15 protein-coding genes, 1 tRNA gene and 1 pseudogene are annotated in these 17,889 nt (G+C 54.2%); 15 read left to right on the plus strand and 2 right to left on the minus strand.

Annotated features, from left to right (window positions below; all coding sequences use genetic code 11):
- Nucleotides 1–37: 37 nt before the first annotated feature.
- The 13 genes and pseudogenes from sufC to AC2FLX_RS02695 all read left to right on the plus strand — a co-directional run bounded on the left by sufC (nucleotide 38) and on the right by AC2FLX_RS02695 (nucleotide 10,958).
- A complete protein-coding gene (gene sufC / locus AC2FLX_RS02635; RefSeq protein ID WP_480750990.1) occupies nucleotides 38–793 on the plus strand; it encodes a Fe-S cluster assembly ATPase SufC in 756 nt (251 codons plus the stop codon).
- Complete coding sequence (locus tag AC2FLX_RS02640; protein ID WP_496811406.1) at nucleotides 793–2,073, plus strand: SufB/SufD family protein; 1,281 nt, start codon at nucleotides 793–795, stop codon at nucleotides 2,071–2,073. Before sufC ends, AC2FLX_RS02640 begins: the two co-directional genes overlap by 1 nt.
- Nucleotides 2,073–2,558, plus strand: coding sequence for a YIP1 family protein (locus AC2FLX_RS02645; RefSeq protein WP_480750993.1), 486 nt, complete (start codon nucleotides 2,073–2,075; stop codon nucleotides 2,556–2,558). The genes AC2FLX_RS02640 and AC2FLX_RS02645 overlap by 1 nt, the downstream gene beginning before the upstream one ends.
- Nucleotides 2,555–3,148: a YIP1 family protein gene (locus AC2FLX_RS02650; RefSeq protein ID WP_480750994.1), complete on the plus strand. Its 594-nt coding sequence runs from the start codon at nucleotides 2,555–2,557 to the stop codon at nucleotides 3,146–3,148. Before AC2FLX_RS02645 ends, AC2FLX_RS02650 begins: the two co-directional genes overlap by 4 nt.
- On the plus strand, nucleotides 3,141–4,361 hold the full coding sequence (locus AC2FLX_RS02655; protein ID WP_496811407.1) for a cysteine desulfurase: 1,221 nt from the start codon (nucleotides 3,141–3,143) through the stop codon (nucleotides 4,359–4,361). Before AC2FLX_RS02650 ends, AC2FLX_RS02655 begins: the two co-directional genes overlap by 8 nt.
- A 65-nt stretch (nucleotides 4,362–4,426) precedes the next feature.
- Nucleotides 4,427–4,503: transfer RNA gene (locus AC2FLX_RS02660), tRNA-Arg, on the plus strand.
- 311 nt (nucleotides 4,504–4,814) lie between these two features.
- A protein-coding gene (locus AC2FLX_RS02665) for an IS5 family transposase (RefSeq protein ID WP_496811408.1) occupies nucleotides 4,815–5,572 on the plus strand; the annotation gives its coding sequence in 2 pieces (ribosomal slippage) (nucleotides 4,815–5,130 and nucleotides 5,130–5,572; 759 coding nt in all).
- The gene (locus AC2FLX_RS02670; RefSeq protein WP_496811409.1) at nucleotides 5,569–5,781 is read left to right on the plus strand and encodes a hypothetical protein; all 213 of its coding nucleotides are present in this window, start codon (nucleotides 5,569–5,571) and stop codon (nucleotides 5,779–5,781) included. The genes AC2FLX_RS02665 and AC2FLX_RS02670 overlap by 4 nt, the downstream gene beginning before the upstream one ends.
- A 66-nt stretch (nucleotides 5,782–5,847) precedes the next feature.
- Nucleotides 5,848–5,955, plus strand: a pseudogene (locus AC2FLX_RS02675) (IS6 family transposase); the annotation flags it as partial.
- Between the two features lie 305 nt (nucleotides 5,956–6,260).
- Nucleotides 6,261–7,220 (plus strand): ABC transporter substrate-binding protein, encoded by a 960-nt coding sequence (locus AC2FLX_RS02680; protein WP_480751327.1) that lies wholly within the window; start codon nucleotides 6,261–6,263, stop codon nucleotides 7,218–7,220.
- A gap of 80 nt (nucleotides 7,221–7,300) precedes the next feature.
- On the plus strand, nucleotides 7,301–8,338 hold the full coding sequence (locus tag AC2FLX_RS02685) for a quaternary amine ABC transporter ATP-binding protein (protein WP_480751328.1): 1,038 nt from the start codon (nucleotides 7,301–7,303) through the stop codon (nucleotides 8,336–8,338).
- The gene (locus AC2FLX_RS02690) at nucleotides 8,331–9,920 is read left to right on the plus strand and encodes an ABC transporter permease (RefSeq protein WP_480751330.1); all 1,590 of its coding nucleotides are present in this window, start codon (nucleotides 8,331–8,333) and stop codon (nucleotides 9,918–9,920) included. The genes AC2FLX_RS02685 and AC2FLX_RS02690 overlap by 8 nt, the downstream gene beginning before the upstream one ends.
- 57 nt (nucleotides 9,921–9,977) lie before the next feature.
- Nucleotides 9,978–10,958 carry an arginase family protein gene (locus AC2FLX_RS02695; protein WP_480751331.1) on the plus strand — a complete coding sequence of 327 codons (981 nt, stop codon included), beginning with the start codon at nucleotides 9,978–9,980 and terminating at the stop codon, nucleotides 10,956–10,958.
- Here AC2FLX_RS02695 and speB read toward each other — a convergent pair.
- Nucleotides 10,945–11,925, minus strand: coding sequence for an agmatinase (gene speB, locus AC2FLX_RS02700; RefSeq protein WP_480751333.1), 981 nt, complete (start codon nucleotides 11,923–11,925; stop codon nucleotides 10,945–10,947). The genes AC2FLX_RS02695 and speB overlap by 14 nt on opposite strands.
- 84 nt (nucleotides 11,926–12,009) lie before the next feature.
- Nucleotides 12,010–13,530, minus strand: a complete 1,521-nt coding sequence (locus AC2FLX_RS02705) for a trimethylamine methyltransferase family protein (protein WP_496810380.1) — start codon at nucleotides 13,528–13,530, stop codon at nucleotides 12,010–12,012.
- 187 nt (nucleotides 13,531–13,717) lie between these two features.
- Here AC2FLX_RS02705 and AC2FLX_RS02710 point away from each other — a divergent pair, with 187 nt between their 5' ends.
- Both AC2FLX_RS02710 and AC2FLX_RS02715 read left to right on the plus strand, forming a co-directional pair.
- Entirely contained in the window at nucleotides 13,718–16,153 is a 2,436-nt protein-coding gene (locus tag AC2FLX_RS02710) for a GcvT family protein (protein ID WP_496810381.1), read from the plus strand.
- 135 nt (nucleotides 16,154–16,288) lie between these two features.
- Entirely contained in the window at nucleotides 16,289–17,287 is a 999-nt protein-coding gene (locus tag AC2FLX_RS02715; protein WP_480751337.1) for a LysR family transcriptional regulator, read from the plus strand.
- Nucleotides 17,288–17,889 lie beyond the last annotated feature (602 nt).

Here is a 17,889-nt window from a genome sequence, read left to right on the forward strand (position 1 = left end):
CCCTTGAGTGCGGGCACGAGACGAAAACGAGGAAAACATGCTTGAAATCAAAAACCTGCACGTGAAACTTGAAGAAGAGGATAAGCAAATCCTCAAAGGCGTCGACCTGACTGTCGAAGCCGGCAAGGTTCACGCGATTATGGGGCCGAATGGGTCGGGTAAGTCTACCCTCAGCTATGTTTTGTCGGGGCGCGATGGATATGAAATAACCGAAGGGTCGGCAACGTTGGGTAGCGAGGACCTTTTGGAACTTGATCCCGAAGAACGCGCTGCGTTGGGCCTGTTCCTGGCCTTTCAGTACCCGGTCGAAATTCCCGGCGTTGGTAATATGACGTTCCTGCGTACGGCTGTTAACGCGCAACGCAAGGCGCGGGGCGAAGAGGAACTATCCGCCGCCGAATTCCTCAAGGTGGTACGCGCCAAGGCCAAGACGCTCAAGATCGACGCCGATATGCTTAAGCGTCCGGTTAATGTGGGCTTCTCGGGCGGTGAGAAGAAGCGCAACGAAATCCTTCAAATGGCCATGCTTGAGCCACGCATGTGCATTCTGGACGAAACCGACTCCGGTCTGGACGTGGACGCGATGAAATTGGTAGCCGAAGGTGTGAATGCGCTGCGGGATGAGGGGCGAGGGTTCCTTGTCATCACTCACTATCAGCGCCTTTTAGATCACATTAAACCCGATGTTGTGCACATCATGGCCGATGGTCGCATTGTCAAGACCGGCGGTCCGGAGCTGGCACTTGAAGTCGAAAATAACGGATATGCCGACATCCTGGCCGAGGTGAACTGATGGCGTTGCCCGAAGTTAAACATTCCGTCACCGAGGCTCGCTTGGCCTCTATGAGCCTTCCCGAGGCGGGGTGCACACAGGAAGCGCGGGTAGATGCGTTGTCCCGTGTGCACGAAATGGGTCTTCCAAGCCGACGGGACGAGTATTGGAAATACACACGTCCTGATACATTGATTCAAACCGACGCCCCGAAAGCTGCAGTTTTCGTCTCGGACGAAGCAATGATGTTCGACGGGTTCGAACGTCTAAAGATTGTTTTTGTCGATGGCGTATTCGACCCAGAGGCCTCGGATAATCTGGAACTTGAAGGGGTCCGGATCGAGCGGCTGAAAGACATCTGTTGCAAGGACATCCATTGGGCCAAGGAGCTATATGGCGTACTTGAAGCGCGCGGGCAGTCACCCGTTCAGCGTCCTCTGGCAGCGCTCAATACCGCTTTTGCGGCCGACGGAGTTGCCATTCACGTCATTGGCAAGCCATCCAAGCCCATCAGCTTGATTTACACCCATAATTCAGAGGCTTCCGATGTGATTCTGCATCATGTGATCCGGGTGGAATCTGGAGCGGAAGCAACCATTCTGGAAAACGGGCCAGCGGCTTCGCGATTCAACAAATGTATGGAGATCGACATCGCTGACGGTGGCACGCTGCATCACGTTCGGGCTCAGGGGCGCGATCATGAACGCCGGGCGGTGACACATATTTTCACCCGCCTAGGCGAAGGTTCTATCTACAAGTCGTTTACACTGACCGTAAATGGTGTGCTGACCCGCAATGAACAGGTTATTGAGCTGACCGGTGACGATGCTGTCGCGCATATTTCCGGCGCATGCGTGGGCGACGGTGATTTCCACCATGACGACACTGTTTTCATCACCCATGACGCCGTAAATTGCGAGAGCCGCCAGGTGTTCAAGAAAGTCCTGCGCAACGGTGCGACCGGGGTGTTTCAAGGCAAGATTCTGGTTAAAGAAGGTGCGCAGAAAACAGATGGCTATCAGATCAGCCAGTCTTTGTTATTGGATGGGGATAGCCAGTTTCTTGCTAAGCCCGAGCTGGAAATTTACGCCGATGACGTGGCCTGTTCGCATGGTTCGACATCAGGTGCGATCGACGAAACGGCATTGTTCTATCTGCGGTCTCGCGGCGTTCCACACAAGGAAGCGACCAACATGTTGACGCTGGCCTTTCTAGCCGAGGCAGTCGACGAGATCGAAGACAAGGCATTGGCAGGGGATATCGTCGCACGTCTCGAAGCGTGGTTGGCTCGACGCAGCTAATGCCGGTCACATCTGACATAGTCGCCACCTACCGTGGTCCTGGACGCGTCATGCGTCGCCTCTTGGCTATGGGGCAGCGCGAGGATCGCGCCTTGGCATTTGTGATGGTCTTTTGCGTGGTTGCATTTATCGCGCAAATGCCCGGGCTTGCCCGGAAAGCTCACATGGAAGGGCTGGACCTGAACGCAACTATGGGAGGGGCATTGCTGGGCTCAGTCATTCTGTTGCCGTTGCTGTTCTATGGATTGGCCTGGGTGTCACACCTGATTGCGCGACTGTTCGGGGGCGGTGGCACTGGTTATGGCGCGCGGCTTGCTCTGTTCTGGGCGCTTTTGGCGTCGACGCCACTCGTACTTCTCAACGGTCTTGTTGCAGGCTTTATCGGACAGGGTGCTGCTTTGAACTTTGTTGGAATTGTTTGGCTGGTAGTATTCATGATGTTTTGGTTGTCTGGTTTGGTGCAAGCCGAGAGGACAACAGAATGAGCATGGGATTCTGGAGCGATCTGGCAAAGAAAACAGTCGTGGACCCGGCAGAGGCTGCCCGAAGATTGTTGGCGCTTGACTTGGGACGCGAGGTGCTGTGGCTCGCTCTGGCACTGGCAATCGTGCTCAACGCGGCCCTTCAGGCGACATCGAATCTAATCCTATCATCCATGGGGGTCGAGGTTCCCGCGCTTGTCGGCTCGGTGATCCCTTATGCCGCCGTAGTTGGCGGCGGTTTGATCGTGACCATTGTGGCATTTCACCAGATCGGTATCCGGATGGGGGGTACCGGGACGTTTAGTGACGTGATGGTTTTGCTTGTTTGGTTGCAGTTTCTCAAGGTCTTGGTTCAGGCCGCAGGAATGATTTTTCTGCTGACCGTCCCGATCCTGTCGGCCTTGCTGTCTGCCGTGGCTTTTCTGGTCGGCATTTACATCACCGTCCATTTTATCGATCAGGCGCATCGGCTGAATTCCCTGGCGGTTGCAACCGGCGTTCTGGTGCTTTCCATCCTGGCGATTGCCGTTTTGGCTATACTTCTTCTATCCCTCGTCGGAGGGCCAATTACGGGTACCCCTGCTTATGTATGACGTTCAAAAGATCCGCGCTGACTTCCCGATCCTATCACGGAAAGTGAACGGCAAGCCGCTGACCTATCTGGACAATGGCGCATCCGCGCAGAAACCTCAGGCTGTGATCGACGCGGTGACGCGCGCTTATGCCGAAGAGTATTCCAACGTCCATCGTGGGCTACACTTTCTATCCAATCTCGCCACCGAGAAATACGAAGCCGTTCGCGGCACGATCTCGCGTTTTCTCAACACGGGAAACGAAGACGAGATCGTAATGAATTCGGGGACAACCGAAGGGATCAACCTGGTCGCGTATGGCTGGGCGATGCCGCGTATGGAACCCGGTGACGAAATTGTCTTAAGTGTCATGGAGCACCATGCGAATATTGTGCCCTGGCATTTCCTGCGAGAACGCCAGGGGGTCGTCCTGAAATGGGTTGATGTAGATGCCGATGGTGGATTGGACCCGCAAGCTGTTATCGATGCGATCGGCCCAAAAACGAAGCTGGTTGCGATTACCCAGTGTTCGAACGTGTTGGGTACAGTTGTCGATGTAAAAGCCATCACAAAAGGCGCACACGCCAAGGGTGTTCCGGTTCTCGTTGATGGCAGTCAAGGCGCCGTGCACATGCCAGTTGATGTTCAGGACATCGGTTGTGATTTTTATGCAATCACTGGTCACAAGCTGTACGGGCCGTCCGGATCGGGGGCAATTTTCATCAAGTCCGATCGCATGGCCGAAATGCGCCCGTTTATCGGCGGTGGCGACATGATCAGGGAAGTCTCTAAAGATCAGGTGATCTATAACGATCCGCCGATGAAGTTCGAGGCTGGAACACCCGGAATCGTGCAGACGATCGGTTTAGGGGTCGCGCTGGATTACATGATGGACTTGGGGATGGAGAACATCGCAGCGCATGAAGCGGACCTGCGGGACTATGCCCTTCAACGTCTTACAGGCTTGAATTGGTTGCAGGTTCAGGGCACACGGCCAGACAAGGCTGCCATATTCAGTTTCACGCTTGACGGGGCCGGGCACGCTCATGATGTTTCGACAATCCTTGACAAGAAAGGGGTCGCCGTACGAGCAGGGCACCATTGTGCCGGACCACTGATGGATCACCTTGGGGTCACGGCGACATGTCGCGCTAGTTTCGGCCTGTATAATACTCGCGATGAGGTCGATACGTTAATTGAGGCCTTGGAACTCGCGCATGATTTGTTCGCTTGAGTTCCAAACCACTCGCGGATTTTGGTATTGCACACGGGCTGGAACAAGGTTAGCTAACACCGCAGGCACCTGTAGCTCAGCTGGATAGAGCGCTGCCCTCCGAAGGCAGAGGCCAGAGGTTCGAATCCTCTCAGGTGCGCCACTTTTTCACTTAATGTATAGATTTTATTAAATAAAATAAAGCTTCACATTGAAGCCACCAAAGGGATTCAAGCCAATCCCGTAACGTTTCCCGCAACACAATTCACAAAATCTGGTGCGCACTCCGGTACTCTCCACTTTACCTCGTCGGCTCATTCTGATTGCTTGCAAAGCAATTCACGGAAAGGGATTTTAATGCGCATTGAAATCAACTCAGAAGAGCGCGCTTGGGAAGTATTGGCAAACCTAGGGTCTGGACCCATTGATTTCAGAGGGGTGTCGTGATTCACGGTTCGAAAACGAGCGGTGAACATGTCTGATCTTTTCTGGCTGACCGACGCCCAGATGGCGCGTCTCCAGCCCTTCTTTCCCAAGTCCCACGGCAAAACTCGCGTCGATGATAGGCGTGTGTTGAGCGGGATTATCTTCATCAATCGCAATGGCTTACGCTGGCGCGATGCGCCCAAGGAATACGGTCCGCACAAGACGCTTTATAACCGTTGGAAGCGCTGGAGCGATAAGGGCATCTTCGCAAAGATGATGATGGGACTGGCAGCCGATCACGGCGAGGAGAAGACCGTGATGATTGATGCGACCTATCTCAAAGCACACCGTACGGCGTCCAGTTCGGGCGTCAAAAAGGGGGGCGTAGCCGTCTGATCGGTCGCACCAAGGGCGGGATGAACACGAAGCTGCACGCCATCTGCGACAGCCTGGGGCGACCGCTGAATCTGTTCGTCACCGCCGGACAAGTCAGTGACTACATTGGCGCCCGAGCGTTGCTGAGCAGCCTGCCGAAGGTCGATTGGCTACTTGCCGACAGAGGCTATGATGCCGATTGGTTCAGAGAAGCGTTGAAAGACAAAGGGATACGTCCTTGTATCCCGGATCGAAAGCAACGCAAGAAAACTGTCAAATACGACAAGCGGCGCTACAAGCGACGCAACCGGATCGAGATTATGTTCGGCAGGTTGAAGGATTGGCGGCGCGTCGCAACCCGTTACTACAGATGCCCAAAGGTCTTCCTTTCAGCCATCGCCCTAGCGGCAACCGTCATCTATTGGCTATGAGTCCTGACCCTTGGGCGATCTTCGGATCGCCCCTTTTTCTGTCCAGTGATTGCGACTATCTTGTAGGCTTGGAAAAGGACAAATCTCAACTTGAGCGCTTCAAGGAACTCGCCCGTGAAGTCGAGGCGGATGGAGATGAAGAAACGTTCAAGCGTGCATTGAAAAAGATGCGCGAGGAGCCGAAAGAGAAAAAGCCCGCCAAAGACTGAGCGGACACATGCCTTGGCGTGATAGGGTGGGTATGCTCAGGTTATTTGCAAAGTATACAATCGCCCTCGGTTTACAACCTGTTCAATTTGGAGCGCAGCCTCAACTCCAGACCAAATTTCAAGCTCAACCGCGCCGCCGCACTTGCCAATTGGCGCAGTCTCTGCGCCGAATAAGGGGCAGTGGTCCTGCCCTTGTAGAGATTAGTTAGCATTAGTTCGCCAGCACCGCTTGCTTCGCTTGTTCCGATGACATGTCTAGTATTTCGTAAATTCGAATCTTTGTTTTCGTAAAATCGCATTGAAACCATTTTAATAACACTAAGCTTGATGGGGTTGGGTTGCACATGTTTCACTTTTAGAACCTGGCTGAATAGGCTGATGCCACGCGACGAGAAACTGGAGCTGGGACAAAAATCATCGATGAGGGCGCGCAAACTGCCAAATGCCCAACGTCTTGAAAACCAACATGGAGAAATCAAATGGACAAAAGAACAGGTTTGCTTGCAAGTGTGGCCGCGGTTATGTCGCTTGTTTCAACGCCGGTCATAGCAGCTGACATTGTCATTGGGGTTCCAAACTGGCCCTCGGTGAACGCAACAGCGCACATCCTCAAGGTGGCGATTGAGCAAAACCTGGGTCTTGAAGTTGAACTTCAAAATGGGACCAATCCGATTGTTTTCGAAGCGATGGATTCCGGTGCGATGCATGTGCACCCCGAGGTGTGGATGCCGAACCAGCAAAATCTTCATGACACTTACGTCAAGGGAAATGGTACGGTTGTGATGAACCCGAACGGTGTTGAAGCGTTCCAGGGGATGTGCGTTGACAAAGGAACCGCCGAAAAACACGCGATTTCATCGATCGATGATCTGACGAATCCAGACGTAGCAGCGATATTCGATTCCAACGGTGACGGTCAGGGCGAGATCTGGATTGGCGCTCCCGGTTGGGCTTCGACCAATGTCGAAAAGATCCGGGCAAAGTCGTATGGGTATGACCAGACCATGGAGTTGGTGGAAATCGACGAAACAGTGGCCTATGCCAATCTGGATAATGCCATCAAGGCCGGCGACCCGTGGGTCGGGTTTTGTTATACGCCTCACTACGTCTTTGCGCTGCATGACATGACGGTTTTGGAAGAGCCTGCCTATGATGCTGCGAAATGGAAGGTTGTTCAGCCGACCGACAGCCCGGACTGGTTGGAGGAATCCGAGGCGGCCGTGGCCTGGGATTCTGCGTATCTGCACCTGCACTACGCAAAGTCACTGGAAGAAGAATACCCGGAGGTGGCGAGCCTATTGGCGAACATGGCGTTGGACACGGAAACAGTTTCCGCAATGACCTACGCGCTGGTCATCGACAAGAAAGAACCCCTTGCATACGCCGAAGAATGGGTAAGCGAACACGAAGACCAGGTTCTTGGGTGGATGGCGCAATAGAACGCGCTGGCGCTCAATGAGTCCACACAGGCCGCCAGGGCACAGCCTTGGCGGCTTGCTTTGCATGATAAGGGGCGGAAATGAACGAAACGGTCGTCAAGTTGACAGACGTCTGGAAGATCTTTGGCGCCCGCGCCGAAGAAGCGATGTCTGCAGTCATGAAGGAAGGGATCGGCAAACCCGAAGTCCTTGATCGGTTCAACTGCGTCGTTGGCGTACAAGGAGCGACGTTCGAGGTCTCACGAGGCGAGATATTCTGCATCATGGGATTGTCCGGGTCAGGCAAGTCTACATTGGTGCGGCATGTCAACCGCCTGATCGAGCCTACTGCAGGCAAGATCGAGATCCTGGGCCGCGATGTTTCGCAGATAGGGGAGTCGGAACTGCGCCGTATTCGGGCGCAGCAGATCGGAATGGTCTTCCAACACATGGCACTGATGCCGCATCGGTCAGTTCGGGACAATGTTGCCTATCCGCTCGAAATCAGAAAGGTTTCAAAGTCCAAACGCTGGGCCGTTTCGGATCACGCACTGGGATTGGTGGATCTGACTGGTTACGAAGATCGGCTTCCCAAGGAGTTGTCAGGGGGAATGCAGCAGCGCGTCGGCATTGCCCGTGCGCTCGCATCGGATCCCGAAATACTATTGATGGACGAACCGTTCTCAGCCCTGGATCCGTTGATCCGATTGCAGTTGCAGGATCAGTTCAAGGCACTTGTGGCGCAACTCAAGAAAACAACCCTGTTTATCACCCATGACCTTGATGAAGCCATCAGGATCGGCCACCGCATTGCGATCATGAAGGATGGGGTCATCGTCCAGATCGGTACGCCAGAGGATATCGTGATGAACCCGGCAGACGACTATGTTCGCGAATTTGTGCAGGGAATATCCAAGCTCAAACTCGTCAAAGCCCATTCAATTATGGAACCTTTGGACAGCTACAATGGATCGATTGATGGGGCACCGCGTGCCGACGAAAGTGCGGACCTGGACCAACTGATTGACTTAGCCGTGAATACGGAAATGCCTGTCGTCATTACCGACGCCGGAGCAGATGTCGGCTTGGTTACAAAACCTCGTCTGCTGCGCGGAATTCAGGGGGGCAAAAATGAGTGATCTGGCGTCTGATATCAAAGTCACCGCAGCATCCGACATCGAAGTCGACCGTGAAGCGCTGGACAGTTCGATCCACGAATTTGCAGAGACCAATGGTGACTACTATGTCGGTGCATTTCACAAGATCCACGATGCGGTCAACCTGTTGCCCAATACGTTCAATCTTTGGGCGGCGGTCTTGGGTCCGTTCTGGGCGGCAAGCCGTGCTATCTGGGGAATGTTCTGGACCTTTCTCATACTCGAGATCATCGCCTGGGTGCAGATTGGTCGGGGTGCTTGGGGCAATCCAGGAGCAGATCTGCTCGGCCGTGCCTCGCGTCAACAGGCTCGTGCCGACGAGTTGCTAGGCCGGGCAGCAGAAGCAACCGAGCAAGCCGACATAGATCGGTTTACCAAGTTGGCGGCAAATATCCAGAAGGCGGCGGACGCCAGTTTCGAGAAAGCGCAAGCAGCCCAATCCGAAGCACTGGGCATCTTGATCTTCGGGCTATTGATGCTCGCGGTCTTCAAACTGACGCAAGGGCTGTACGCGGACAGGGTTTATGAGAAACAATATTCGCGGTGGCGCATTGATCCTGAAGGCACCGAAAGCGGGCGCTCAACCCGGAACACCATACTTGGCGTCGTACTGATTGCGGCGATTGCTCCGCTGATCGTCTACAAATTCACGGTGAACGCATCTTTCGCCATGCTTGACGAGTTTCCGGAAAAAGAGGTTTCGGCCATCTTTCTCGGTCAGGACGGCGGGACCCTGTTTTCAACCCTTGCCACATGGATGGAGGCGCGCATCGACGGCGCTGCTGCAGCTGGAGGAGACGTCTTTGACGGCATCGTAGGTGGAGTTCGCACTGTTCTGGATGCGCTGACGGTCGCCTTGATCGGTTCACCATGGCCGGTGGTCATGCTGGTGATCTGCGTGACGGCATGGCGCGCTGCGGGACCGAGAGTGGCCATATTCACAGCTTCTTCCCTGGCCTATATCGCACTTTTGGGCTACTGGGATGTTGCGATGGAAACCGTGGCCCTTGTAGGCGCGGCGGTGATACTCTGTGTCGTTTTCGGTATCCCGCTGGGGATCTGGTTTGGCAAGTCCAAACGGGCCTATTCGGCGGCCGAACCCGTTTTGGACCTGATGCAAACCCTTCCGGCCTTCGTCTATCTGATCCCGATCATCGCATTTTTTGGTACGGGCAATCCTCCAGGAATTTTGGCGACGATCATTTTTGGCATGCCGCCTGTGATCCGCCTGACGGCATTGGGTATGCGTGGGGTTCCAGACAGTATCAAGGAAGCAGCTGTGGCTTTCGGGGCGTCGAAATGGCAACTCTTGAAGGACGTCGAAATCCCGCTGGCCCTGCCTTCGATCATGACAGGCGTGAACCAGACGATTCTCATGTGCCTATCCATGGTCGTCATCATCTCGCTGATCGGGGGGGGAGGACTTGGAAAAGAGATCCTCGAAGCACTGCAATACGCGGCCAAGGGGCCTGGTCTTTTGGGCGGCTTCGCAATTCTGTTCTGTGCTATGGTTATCGACCGGATTGTTCAGGGCGCCTTCAGACGGGAAGATGAGAAAATCTGATAGAGCAGCAGGGCCTCGGGAACATCTCGGGGTCTTTTTCAGTCAGTGAGGCCTGCGATGACCGACCGTTATGAGAAATCGATGATGGACAATCTCTACTGGTGGGGCGTGCCAACGCTTTTTAGGTGTGCTCACACTGAGCCCGAAGGGCAAGATATCGCGCTGGTTGGGGTTCCACATTCGACCGGAAACGGGACAACCGAGCGGGATCAGCATTTGGGCCCAAGGGCAGTGCGCCATGTTTCAGCAGTTCAACGCAGAGTGCATTCGGTTTTTCAGATCGACCCTTGGGCAAGTGCCCAAATTGCTGATGTGGGCGATGTCCCATTTCCCCGTGCCAATGACAATGAAGACTGCATCGAACGCATCACGGCTTTTTACCAGGATATCGACGCTGCGGGGGCTCGACCCGTTTCTGTTGGTGGAGATCATTCGATCACTGGCGGCATCGTTCAGGCGTTGGGATGCGGCAAGTTGGCCGGGGGCGAGCCTGTTAGCTTTCTGCACCTTGATGCGCATACAGATGTGTTCACAAAGGTCGACCATTTTCTTGGGGCGCACAAATCTGCCGCGCATTGGGGTGCCTATCTGGCCGATCAGGGGCAGGTGGACCCAAAACGTTCTATGCAGATCGGATTGCGGGGCCACCCACGAAGTCTGGACTGGTTACAGCCGTCATATGACTACGGGTACAACATCGTGACGATGCAAGAGTTTCGACAACGCGGACTGACCGACGTCGTGGCGCAAACCAAAGAAGTCTTAGGCGATCGCCCTGTCTATATCACTTTCGACCTGGATTGCCTCGACCCGACGGTGGCGCCCGCTGTCTCGAATCTGGAGCCCGGAGAAAAAGGCTTTGACATCGATGAAGCCGTAGGAATTCTGCGTGCCGCGCGCGGTTTGAACATCATTGGCGGTGATGTCGTGTGCATGATGCCAACCAAGGACAGCCCAAACAACATCACGGCCCTGACTGCTGCGGCTGTGATGTTCGAGATGATTTCCATGATCGCGGAAAATGTCAGTTCGACTTAGCGCGTCGGGCATCTATCGCCTGTGCCATCACGCAGAGCAATTCGAACATCAATGAAATACCAAGCCACGCAGTGCCACCTTCGGGATCGAAAGGTGGCGAGACTTCAACCAGATCGGCACCCACAATGTTCAGCCCTGACAGTTTGCGAATAACCTGCTGGGCCTGAAAACTGTTAGGCCCGCCGATCTCGGGGGTTCCGGTGCCAGGTGCATAAGTCGGATCCACGAAGTCGATATCGTAAGTGCAATAACAGGGCTCTGTTCCGATGATGCCATTTACCTCGGTCATGACGTCATCAATGCCACGGTCGAATAGCTCTTCGATGCGGATGATGCGAATTCCCTGTGCCTCACCCCATTCGACATCTTCCGTATTATAGGCTGTGCCTCGAATGCCAACCTGAACAAAGCGCTTTGGATCGACCAGCCCCTCTTCAACCGCGCGCCTGAACGGCGTCCCATGCGTGAACTTATGGCCACCGAAGTAGCTGTCGAACAAGTCGGTGTGGCTGTCGAATTGGATTAGCCCCAGCGGACCAGAATTTGCCAAAGCCCGCAAAACCGGAAGCGTTGTCAGATGGTCTCCACCTGCCGTCAGTGGCGCGATGCCATTCCGAACAAATGTGGAATAGAATGACGTAACGCGCTCCAATGTATCTTCGATATCCACGGGGTTTGGGGAAACGTCCCCAAGGTCGGCGCAGTTCACCAAGGAAAACGGGCTGATACCTGTGACAGGGTTCATGGCCCGGATCATGGTCGAATAGTCGCGCAATTGCCGAGGTCCGTGGCGGGCGCCGGGGCGATTGGTGGTTCCTCCGTCCCAGGGTATGCCGACGACGCCCAGTTCAACTTCTTCAAAGCGTTCATGATCCGGTGCCAGATTTGGCAGACGCATGAATGTCGGAACACCCGCAAAACGCGCTAGCTCCATTGCTGAAACCGGTTGAAAGAATGTGTCTGTCATGTTGACTGTTGATCCTCGCGATTTTCCGTTTCATCCGGTCCGTATCATCGATCTTCGCTAAAACAATTGTTATGCGGAAAAGGCTCAGGTCAGAATTCGAAAACATTTCCGGATCTGAGCGTCCTGCTCGGGTGTAAGATACTCTGGATGATGTGCTCTTAGAATCTCGACTGCCCGTTCGCGGGCCTTGGTCCACGCATCCTTTGCACCGTTCATTTCCCATGTCCGTGGTTCATTCCGATCCGCCAGCGAAGGATAAAAATAGTCTCTCTCCATTGCGTCATAGGTTTGCGAACTTCCCAGAAAATGACCGTCACTCAGCACGGATTGGCAAATCGCTTCAAAGCCGAGGTTCTCTTCGGTCACCTCTATTCCGCGAAGGGCGCGATAGGTGTGGGAATGCATCTCGTTATCCAACACGAATGCTTCGAAACTGACCCCCAGCAATGATGCCGTCATCCCCGAGCTCTCATAGATCAGGTTACCCCCAGCCAACGCGGCGGCAAGAGAAGTCATGCCCTTTTCCATCCCGTACTGAGCGTCAATCGCCTTGGCGTCCGTCATTGAGGCTGCAACCCCCGAAAGTAAACCCAGCCAATTGTTGATTTGCGCCGAGGCCGCGTTCAGAACCGCGGTCTCACCACCTCCGCCAGCAAAAGCTCCGGTTCGTAGATCGACGATAAATGGCCAGTTCGAGAATACCATCGGGAAACCGGGTGAAATCACATTCACCATCACCAGGCTCGCCAATGTTTCGGCGAGGGATTGAGCAAGAAATCCGGCCAATGTCGCAGGTGCCGTGGCCCCGGCCTGCGCAGCGGTGATGCAGGACATGGGAATATTGTGTTGGATACATTCGTAAACCACGTCAACTGCATCCTCGCCATACCGCAACGGGGAAATGACGGGGCTGATGTGCGCTTTCAGGAATGGACGTTTGGCAAATTCTCCCGGCCCACCGGCGACGATGTCCAGAAGGTCAACAATGGGTGATACGTGTTCTGCCAATGTAAACGACGTAGCGACTGGTTTGGTGGTATTCTTGACCAGCGCATAGACTGTGTTGACGTCCAGGTCGAACGCGTCCGGCACATCGGTTGCTACGCAACATCTGGTGAACCAACTGACATTCTCCATCGTATCCTGCAGACGGGCAAAGTCATGCAAATCAGCCAGCGTCGAGGGGCGATATCGTCGCGTCTCCAGATCAAGCGTCTGTACCGCCGCGCCGCCGGTGCCAAAAAATACACGGTTTCCGCCAACTTCTATTGATCGGCTTTCGTCCCGGCCATGCAATACGAATGTCTTGGCCGCAGTTGAGACTGCGTGTTCAACCATCGCACGTGGAAAAAGCAATCTTCTTCGCTGGCCTTCTATTGCCCCCGCAGCCGTCAGATCGTTGCGCAACCTCTCTGGTACTTCCCCCATGCCGAGGGTTTCGAGTAACCGCAGTGCGGCGTTATAGATCAGCGCCACTTCGGCTTCTGCGAGAGGGGTGAATGAACCGCCGGTCTGACCGGGAGGGCAAGGGGCAATCACCGGTTTCGCTGCTCGTTGCGCCATCCGAGCCCTTCGCCCGATTCTTTTGCTAACTTCAGACGACATAACCGCTGCGCTCCCGCGTCAATGCTGGCTGTACACTACAGGCTTCCAGTGTCGAGCGGCAAAATGTCAACCAAGCCTTGTGAAATCTAAAACCTAAGTTTCGATTTTTCGAAACTGCCAAATGCCTTGTTGCTGACAAGGCGGCTTTCTTTCCATGAATGTGGTTGCGGAGAGAGGAGCAAACCGGATGAAATCGCGCACAAAGGTTGTGGTTATTGGCGGAGGAATTGCCGGATGTTCGACCCTTTATCACTTGACCCAGGAAGGGTGGAGCGATGTGGTTCTGGTCGAGCGGAATGAACTGACATCCGGCACAACATGGCATTCGGCCGCTCAAGTCACCAATTTCGGTATGAACCAGACGATGATAGGACTGAAGTCGCATTCCATCCGCCTCTATAAGGAACTGGCAGAAGACGCCGACTATCCTATCAATTATCATCACGGTGATGGCGGTATCCGCTTGGCCAACACCGAGGCGCAGATGCAAGGGTATCGCCACTTTACATCGGTGGCCCGTGGAATGGGCGTCGATTTCGAGGTGATCGATGCCAGCGAATGCGCCCGCAGACATCCGTTGATCTCCACCGAAAACCTGATCGGAGGCCTGTGGGATCCGTTGGATGGTGATATCGACCCCGCGCAATTGTGTCAGGCGCTGGCGCGGAGGGCACGAAAAGCGGGCGCCGAGATTTACCGTAATACTCCCGTTGTCGGATTGCTTCAGCACAACGACGAGACTTGGACCGTCCAAACCGAACACGGAAACATTGACTGTGACATTGTCGTCAATGCTTGCGGCTATCGTGTGAACGAAGTGGGTGCGATGATGGGCATTCACCATCCGGTCTCGTCGATGGAGCATCAGTACTTCCTGACCGAAGAAATCCCCGCCATCCGGGACGCCGGTCATAGAATGCCACTGCTACGATGCCCGATCAGCGACTATTATTGCCGTCAGGAAAAGAATGGTTTGCTGGTCGGGTTTTATGAACAGGACTGCAAGACCTGGGGGATGGACGGGATCGATCCGCACTTTGCCAACGCCCTGTGCCCCGACGATTTGGACCGGGTGACAGATGTCTTGGAGGGCGCTTTTGCCCGGATGCCAGCCCTGATGGAAGTTGGAATACACACTGTCGTCAATGGCCCGATTACATACACATTTGATGGGGCGCCGATGGTGGGATCCATCCCGGGAAAGCGAAACGCGTTTTGCATCATTGGCCTTCGCGCCGGGCTGGGCGAAGGAGGTGGGCACGGTTGGCTGTTGGCGCAGCAGATCGTGCATGGTGAAGCGTGTTACGACACATGGTGCATCGATCCGCGAAGATTCACAGGTCACGCCAATGTGGAACTTACCGCGTTGAAAGCCGTAGAAGATTACCGAAACGAATTCAGGTTTCACTTCCCGCATGAACACCGGCCAGCGGGCCGCCCGGCCAAAACCACGCCATTGACCCCCGTTTTGGCCGCGGCCGGTGCCGAATTCACGGTGGTGAACGGATGGGAGCGTGTCGATTACATCAAACCTCATGCCGAATTCAAACCAACGCTGAGTTTCGATTTTGACGAAGCTTTTGATGTTGTCGCATCCGAAGTAAAAAACATTCAGACAAATGTCGGGTTGACCGAGGTCAATGGTTTCAACCGCATCGAAATCATCGGATCAGGCCGCCATGCATTTCTGGACCGGATGTTCTGCGGTGCCGTGGCCAAACGCGATGGTCGGGTCGGGTTGGGATACTTGTTGAACCATCAGGGCAGGATCAAGGCCGAAGCGACTGTCGCCAACCTACCGGCCAGCGACCGAGGGCCTGAACGCGTTTGGTACGGCTCGGCGGCAGCAAGCGAATTTCACGACATGGACTGGCTCAAGCAGCATCTGGAACCTGATGAGGACGTGCAGATTCGAAGCCTTACAAACGACCAAACCATTCTGGTTCTTGCTGGCCCAAACGCCCGAAAAGTTCTGTCGTCCTGTTCGCGCGGCGATTGGTCTGCTCGGGCCTTCCCATGGCTCAGCGTGCGAGAGTGTTTCGTCGGTATCGCACCCGCTACTGTCATGAGCGTCAGTTTTTCAGGTGAGTTGGCATATGAGATCCACGTTCCCAACGCTTCGCTCCATGCGGCATTTCTTGCACTCCAAGATGCAGGTAAGGTTTATGGCCTGCACCTGTTTGGCGCCCGGGCCATCGAATCCATGAGAATTGAGAAAGGCTTCTTTCATTGGAAATCGGACCTTGTCACTGAATATGACCCCTTTGAAACAGGTTTGGAGCGTTTCGTGAATTTGGACAAAGCCTGTTTTGTCGGTCGGGATGCGCTGCTGAACAACCTTCAACAAGGACCGCAAAAACGATTGGTGACCCTGCAAGTTCACGCCGAACAAGCACCGGCCCACCCGGGGGCGTCAGTGATGATTGGTGATGATGTCGTGGGCACGGTTACGTCCGGGGATTGGGGTCATCGAACCGGATTGAACTTGGCATATGCATTTGTCGATGTCGCTTGTCAGGCCCGAGGCAACAGTCTTGAGATTGATATGTGCGGTGTTCGGACCGAAGCAACAGTGATTGCACCCAGCCCTTATGATCCTCTAATGACCAGACTGCGTAGCTGATTTCATGTGGTTCCCGCGCTCGGTATTAAGCACCTGAGTGTCCGGGCATTGGAGTTTTGACGCAGTGCCAATGAGAAGAAATACATATTTGGTATTGCCGCGGCGTAGGTTCTCTGTTTCGATTTTATAGAAAGAGTGGAAATTTCAGGAACACCGCATTTGCCAAAGTCTCTAAGTCTCCGCTGGCTGGAAGTATTCCAGTTGATCGCCAAATCCGGCTCCATTCAAAAAGTGGCGTCCGAAACGAACTTGTCCATCAGTACTGTATCCAATCACTTGCGAAGCCTAGAAAGCGCCCTAGGGGTCGAATTGGTCGACCACAGCCGTCGGCCAATGAGCTTAACCCCCGCAGGAGAGGTTTTTTCACGCTATGTTCGTGAAGGCCTTACTGTACTGAAGCGAGGGGAAGGGGAAATCCGCTCGGGGACCTGGCGCAATGCCACGTCGCTGCGGCTCGCGTTGATTGACGATTTCGACTACCAAGTCGCGCCAGAGTTGTTCAGATTCTTAGCGCAAGCGTTGCCGCGGTGCAGCTTTCGACATTTCACCCGGCCGAGCCACGAGATCATCGCCAAACTGCAGGAGCACAAACTGGACGCCGGAGTGGCAACACTTCCGGTGGGCAAGACCGACGGATTGCTGGAGTATCCATTGTTGCGTGATCCGTTCATCGTAATTCTGCCCAAGAACTTTGTGGGAACTGTGGAGGATGTGTTCACTCCGGATGCCGAATTGCCGTTTTTGCGGTATTCAAGGGACTACACGATTGGCAAGCAGATTGAGGTTCAACTCAACCGCAGCAAGTTCAACCTGCCAAACAGGTTCGAACTCGAATGCAATCAATCGATTGTCGGTCTGGTTGCGGAAGGTAGCGGTTGGGCGATTACCACGGTTGCCAGCTTTCGACGCGCACAGCGCTTTCATGAGAGTGTCAGGACCATGCCATTTCCTGGACGCAACTTTTCACGAACGATCTCCTTGTTCACAACTGACGTCTATCCCAAATCTACGTCCTTGTTGATCCACAAAGTACTTAGTGGTTTGATACAACAGTATTTTTGCGATCCCATTTGTAGAAAGATTCCTTGGCTTGACGGTGATTTTCGGGTGTTGACGGACATGCAGTCCAATTAATCATTTCTGAGCGAGTTGGGCGGTTTCTCTTCGTTTTATGCACCAAACGCAAACTTTGCGACAACCAACGCCGATCCGGAAATAATCTGTTTGGTGTCGAACCACAGCAATGGAACCTGTCGATAATCTCGTTCACAGATGGGCGCAAATCAGGTCTCGGCACTCATTTCGCCAAGGGCGCGGTGTCAAGGCGGGCAATGGTCAGTTATCCTGTTGGGGTCGCATTGCACTGACGGCATCCGAGCCGCGTGAGATGAAAGTCGGCAGAGAATGCCAGACCGGAACTCGAGAATGTGGTAAACTACAAGGGGCCACATGCATACCAGACGCAAAAAATGGGGGGTGCCATGTCAAATATTCAGACCTCAGTGAGGTGTCCCCAGATCTGTAAAGGTTTGCGACACATGCTTGGGTTGGGGGGCCTGTCGTGAGTGGTGTCATGACAACGCTACCTTTTCAACCCAAGGTGAGGCAATCAAGGATGTCGCGACTCTCGAAGCATATTCCGAATGGGCCAAGGGATTGCTAGGTCCCATGCCAGACGCACAGTATGATTTGAAGGCACTTTCTGAAGATACCGATACCGGCAGAGTGACTGCGGT

It is taken from the genome of Ruegeria sp. YKSF57, assembly GCF_059612585.1.